The organism is Verrucomicrobiota bacterium, from assembly GCA_016871535.1.
GTDB lineage: Bacteria > Verrucomicrobiota > Verrucomicrobiia > Limisphaerales > SIBE01 > VHCZ01.
This window is the reverse complement of the sequence record VHCZ01000343.1, coordinates 1-5,614: the sequence shown is the minus strand read 5'-3', so window position 1 is coordinate 5,614 and position 5,614 is coordinate 1. Positions and strand designations below refer to the sequence as shown.

Here is a 5,614-nt window from a genome sequence, read left to right as displayed (position 1 = left end):
CTTGCAGCCGGCCAGGCGGCGCTCCCGCCAAAACCCCAAGTTATTTTTGAGCAGACCCTAAAGTTCTCGCTTTTGTTCTGCGCAGCCGGCGCGCTGGTTCTCGACTCGGCACCACCGGCGGGCGCCGCGGAAGTCAAACCTATCGCAGTCACGGGAACCATTCCATGGGTCTATAGTTACGCCGAAGGCCAGCAACTCGCGCGCGAAACCGGGAAACCGATGCTCGTCGTGTTCCGCTGCGAACGCTGACTGGCGTGCGCCAGTTTCGACGGGCAGGTTGTCCGTCAGGATGAGGAGATCGCCCGGCTCGCCGGGCAATTCGTCTGCGTGCGGGTGCAATCGATGAACAGCGTGAACATCAATTTGTTTCAGTTCGAGCGCGACCTGACATGGATGGCGTTCTTCATGGACGCCAACGACCGATTCTACGCCCGATACGGCGGGCGCGAGGACGCCGCCGCCGAATCGCACCTCACCAAGGAATCCATGGTGCGCGTCATGAAGCAGGCGCTGGAGTTGCATCGCCGCGGCCAGGTGCAAAAGAGCCGCTACGAGCCAGGCCGTGAACCGGCTCGCACTCCGGAGGAAATTCCCACGATGAACCCGATGATGGCGCGGCGCAAAGACAGCCCGTGTATTCATTGCCACGACGTCAAAGTCGCGGAGTTGCGGCTTCTGCAGCAACTCGGACGATTCTCCCGCGAACTCGTGTTTACTTATCCCGCGCCGTCAGCCGTCGGCATCCAACTCGATTCGGATGTGCAGAACAAAGTTGGAGCCGTGATCCCCAATTCCCCGGCGCAGCTTGCCGGGATTCGCGAAGGGGACACGGTGGTTTCGGCGGACGGACAGCGCATTTTGACCTTCGCCGATTTCTCGCGAGTGTTGGAGCTGACGCCGTCCCAAGCCAGCTTGCCGCTGGAAATTCAGCGCGGCGGCCAAACGTTGCGACCGATGTTGAAACTCTCCAGCGCGTGGCGCCGCACGCCAGATCCGTCCTGGCGCGAGTCCTTGCACGTGGCGGGGCCCAACGCCGGATTCTGGGGAAACAAGCTTCCTGAGGACGAGCGCAAGAAGCTCGGCTTGCCCGCCGGGAAGATGGCGGTGCTCGTCACCTTCATCTGGGGCGATTACACCCGCCAGGCCGGGCTCAAAAAGGACGACGTGGTGGTGAAGTTCGACGGCCTGGACAGCGACATGACCATTCCCCAGCTTCACGCGCACCTGAATCTGAATCGAAATTATGGCGACCGCGTCCCGGTGACGGTTCGCCGCGGAACGCACCAGCACGACCTCGTTCTCTCGCTGCCGAAACAGCCGGCAGAACCGTAGTCCAGGATCGGTTCAAATCCGGTTGAAGAGATCGATCACTTTTCTCAGGGATTTGTGCTGCTTGATCATCGGCACCATTTTCGTCTCCCGCGCGTCGATCTCGCGCGCTTTCGCCAGCACCTCGGCGGCCTTCTCCTGCGGCACGCGCACGACTCCGTCTTCACCGGCTACGATGATGTCACCCGGTTTGACGGTGATCCCGGCGCATTTCAATGGAATTTGCTGCGCCACGCTGGCGTAACGGCTCACTGCCGTCGCGGGTGTCACGCTCCGGGCATAGACCGGAAATTTCAGCGCCCGGATTTCCGCCAGATCGCGCACGCCCCCGTCCACCACCATGCCCGCCATGCCCCGGACCTTCGCGGTTGTGGCCATCAATCCGCCGATGGCCGCCACGTCCAGGCCGTCTTCCATGACGATGACGCCGACTTCACCGGGCTTGGAGTTGTCGATCATTTCCACGGAGTGCTTCACCGCCAACGCGGGCGTGGCTTTGTCGGGTGGAGCAGGCCGCACCAGCGCGGTAATCGCGCGACCGACGACTTTGCCCGGAATCATCGGGCGCACGTCGTGGGACATGAATCCGCGCTCACCCACGACGTGATCCACGGCATCTGCGACCGACGCGACGGTGCTGCGTTTGAAACCCGCGATCAGATCGTCTTCGGTCGGCAACGCCGGGCCGCCGGTGGCCGCCAACGCGATCGAGACTGCCAAAACAAGACCTGCTGTGAGTAAGAGAACCTTGGTTTTCATAGTGTGCCTGAGAGGAAATCAAGATTTGGCTCCCTGTCAAACCTGACGGCAACTTTCATGCGATTTGATCTTCATTCAACGCTTGAACGGAGGATGGATGGATTCTTGATGAGCAGCATCGCTGTCCTCGGCTTCAAAACCAACGGCGATTGCACGGCCTTCCCTGTAATGTCGCAATAGCGGATCGAGGCGTCCCAGCGAAATTTGCCGGCTTGTTTGCCGGCGTTGACCAGCACGAGCGCATTCTCGAATTCCCGGCTCCAAATCGTTTCGCCGAAGCGAATGCCCTCGCGCGACGGGCCGAGGTTCAGATCGAATTCCCGATACCAGTAGTGCGGCACGTCGGAGGTTCCCTCCTTGTACGTCCAAAAGACATTCCGATTTCGACCGGCGATCAAGAGATAGCAGTAGTAAGCGAACAGCGTCTTGTCGATGTTCCCGGCCAGGCCGGCGGGCTTCGAATTGATGCGAATGCGAATGTGGGGCGGGAGGCTTTGCACCGTCTCGAGGTAAGGCCGCAGATCTTCGATCGGCATTTCTTCGGGAAAAATCTCGTTCTCGGCTCCGCCCGCGGCTCGCGCAACCTCCGCGACAAACCCTGGCGTGTCACAAGCCGCGACACGCCGGGGGTTGGCGGGGTCACTGATGTCAATGACGCCCAAACCAGCCCGACCCTCTGCCAGATAGACGTGGCGGCCCGAAACACCAAGATCATAGGCGTCGCTGGTTTGAATTGTGCCAATCTGCCGGGGGTTCACTGGGTTTCTCACGTCGAAAATCACCAGGTCCCGCTCTGGGCCGAGGCCGTAGGCATAGCTGTCTTGCACTGCGACATCCATGAGCGGCGAGCGATCCAACGCAGGCCAGCGGCCGCGCAATTCGAGATTCAACTCCGCGGCGAAACTCATGAAACCCGGCCCGGATGCGACCAGCCCTGCAAAGAGGATTTGAAATCTCTCGGGTCGGTGGATAAAGCTAGCTCTCATGGTCGAATCGTTCCTAACGAACGAGACCTCGAAGTCAAATCAATTGGCCAGTTTACGCGACACTAACCCCACCTTCCGCACGAGATCATGAGAACCCTTACGAGCCTGTCTGAAAATTATGAGGGGTGCTGCGGCAAGGGATTTTGGCCGTGGCCAAGGCGGCGAGGTTCGAGCATCCCCGCAGCGGGCTGTGAGCACCGAGCCAACGAAGGCCACGGCCAAAAGACCTGCCGCCCGGAGGGTTTTCGCGCAAAGGGCCGTCTGGCTTCGTTGCTCCTCAGTCGAAGATCCACCAGGGATATTCTCCTTCGTTGCGCCTGATACGGCCCTTTGCGCGAAAACAGCACCCCTCAGAATTTTCAGACAGGCTCTAACACGCTCGCGCTCGTCGGCGCCTTGTCGATCTCGGTTGTCCAAACGCTCCCAATGTTCGTCCAGCCTCAGCCGGTGCCGATTGAACGATTGCTGGCGAGTGCCGAAGCTTTCCGAGCAGCCCATCCTACGTCCGCGGAAGCGCACTACACAGTGGCTCGGATTCATTATCTCGCTTTCGCCCAAGGCAGCCGGCAGATCCCGGCTTTCTCGATCCTCCCACTCGTGGTGGAGGCGTTAAGCTTGATGCAGAGGGGAAGCCAAGAATCGCGGAGAATTGGCTTTTGCTCGGCCGTTTTTTCACCGGCTCGCTCGAACAGAAGGCCCATCGGTTAACCGAACAGGAACTAGGCGGAAATCTCTCTGGTTATGGTCCTGGTTACCGGGAGGTTCAGGCCAGGAACTTCATGATGCTCCAATTCGCCGAACAAGCTCGCTCGCCGCAACAGCGTTGGACTGCGCCCGACGCTTTGTCCGACGAAGAAATGGTCCGGCACGTCTTCGAAGCCCTCTCGGGTTTCTGGCGGGCGATTCAGCTCGAACAGGCGCCCGGCGCCAAGCCAGCCCCGCAACCTCCGCCTGGCCCCGGAGGCGGCGCCATCGCTGCGCCGCGTGAGGGGTTGTACCAGCTCGGTTTGGCCAGTTTGTTGGAGCAATTTGCCGATTGGAAATCGTTGAAACCGCCGGAGGTCCGTTTCGAAGTAAACCCGACTCCCCCTGGAACGGCGAAAGAAGGCAACGCATTTCCGCCGACTGTCTCGGTGAAGCAATTGCATCTGGTCGATCACCGGGAAGCCCGCGATGCCTACTTGATTGCGTTTCGCTCAGGGTTCCGCGCCGACCGCCTTTTGGCGCGCAAACCGATCTCCGGACTGGGAAGCCTTGTCAGCGTAGAGGCCGGACACGGTTTCCTGCGGCTTGCAACCAAGGACCCGGAAGCTTCGACTGCTGGCACGGAGATTTCCAAGGCGGTTGCGGAAGTCAAAGCCGGCCTGGCGGAAGTGGCAAGGCTTCCCTTCGGGGCAATCACACCGATCATTTTCCCGCTCGTTCCGACCGCAAGCATCGACACACTCCTCGCGCCCGACGCCGTGGTCGATTTTGACTTGCGCGGCTACGGCCCGGCGGAGCGCTGGCCGTGGGTGAAGCCGCACACCGCGATCCTGGTTTGGGATCCGCTCCGCACCGCGGGGATCACTTCCGCCCACCAATTATTCGGCAGCTACACCTTCGAGATCTTTCAGGAGAACGGCTACGAAGCTCTCGCTGCTTTGGATGATAACCGCGACGGCGTCCTTCGCGGCGAAGAACTCGCCGGCATCCGCGCCTGGCTGGACTCCAACGGCGATGGCCGCTCCAACCCTTCCGAAGTGCGCGACCTCAGCGAGTTGGGCATCGCAGCGATTGAGGTGCGGGCAACGACTTCGGAGGGACCTCACCCAATGAACCCACGCGGGATTCATCTCAAGAACGGGGGGACATTGCCAACATGGGATTGGATGGCGGAGCCGCTCCCATCCCCGCCCCACAGAAATCGAGAACCGCAGCCGCGCCCGAGCAAGGTCATTCTGTTATACCATCAATTCTTTGAAGCGTTTCTATGGCTTGACGGTGAAACGAAGCTGTTGCGCCAGAGTCCTCTGCCGGCCGTCGAAGCTGAGGAACTCCCGGGCTTGCAGTTTCCAGGCTGTGGCGACGTGCAGGATGTCGAGAGTGCGACAGCCGATGCCGCCGCTGTGACGAGCCGCCCATTGAGCGGCCGTGCGGAATACCGGCGCCCAGTTCACCGGCTGAGGAAAAAGCCGGCGCGACCGGATGTCTTGGGTGATGTTACTCCACGCCGCATACGCTTGAGCAGGCGTTAGGATTTGGCGAAAAACACCCAGCGCCAGCGCGTTCCTCAATTCCAGGCGATGCAGGCCGGTGAAAATCAGGGGGTCGGTCGTCGCGTGAAGAAGCGTTTGAGCGCGGACACTATTGGCATCGCTCACGTAATACGAAACCAGCAGACTGGTGTCCGCGTAAAGGATCATGCGTCCTTAGTGGTCCGTTTCGTAAATACGCTCACGTTCGTTGCGCCCAATTTGGCCTGGGGCAAGGCGCGACGAGCGAGCATCCCCCGCCAGTGGGGCTGTGACCGAGGAGCAACGCAGCCCCAGGCAAAATTC

The 5,614-nt window shown here is 60.6% G+C and carries 4 protein-coding genes; 1 reads left to right on the top strand and 3 read right to left on the bottom strand.

Going from position 1 to position 5,614, the window contains the following annotated elements; all coding sequences use genetic code 11:
* Window positions 1-342 precede the first annotated feature (342 nt).
* On the top strand, window positions 343-1,332 hold the full coding sequence (locus FJ398_25580; protein MBM3841262.1) for a PDZ domain-containing protein: 990 nt from the start codon (window positions 343-345) through the stop codon (window positions 1,330-1,332).
* A gap of 12 nt (window positions 1,333-1,344) precedes the next feature.
* On the opposite strand, the gene FJ398_25575 is transcribed toward FJ398_25580, so the two are convergent.
* The 3 genes from FJ398_25575 to FJ398_25565 all read right to left on the bottom strand — a co-directional run bounded on the left by FJ398_25575 (window position 1,345) and on the right by FJ398_25565 (window position 5,479).
* Window positions 1,345-2,088 carry an RraA family protein gene (locus tag FJ398_25575; protein ID MBM3841261.1) on the bottom strand — a complete coding sequence of 248 codons (744 nt, stop codon included), beginning with the start codon at window positions 2,086-2,088 and terminating at the stop codon, window positions 1,345-1,347.
* Between the two features lie 71 nt (window positions 2,089-2,159).
* A complete protein-coding gene (locus FJ398_25570) occupies window positions 2,160-3,074 on the bottom strand; it encodes a hypothetical protein (GenBank protein ID MBM3841260.1) in 915 nt (304 codons plus the stop codon).
* 1,970 nt (window positions 3,075-5,044) lie between these two features.
* The gene (locus FJ398_25565) at window positions 5,045-5,479 is read right to left on the bottom strand and encodes a type II toxin-antitoxin system VapC family toxin (protein MBM3841259.1); all 435 of its coding nucleotides are present in this window, start codon (window positions 5,477-5,479) and stop codon (window positions 5,045-5,047) included.
* Between the last annotated feature and the right edge of the window lie 135 nt (window positions 5,480-5,614).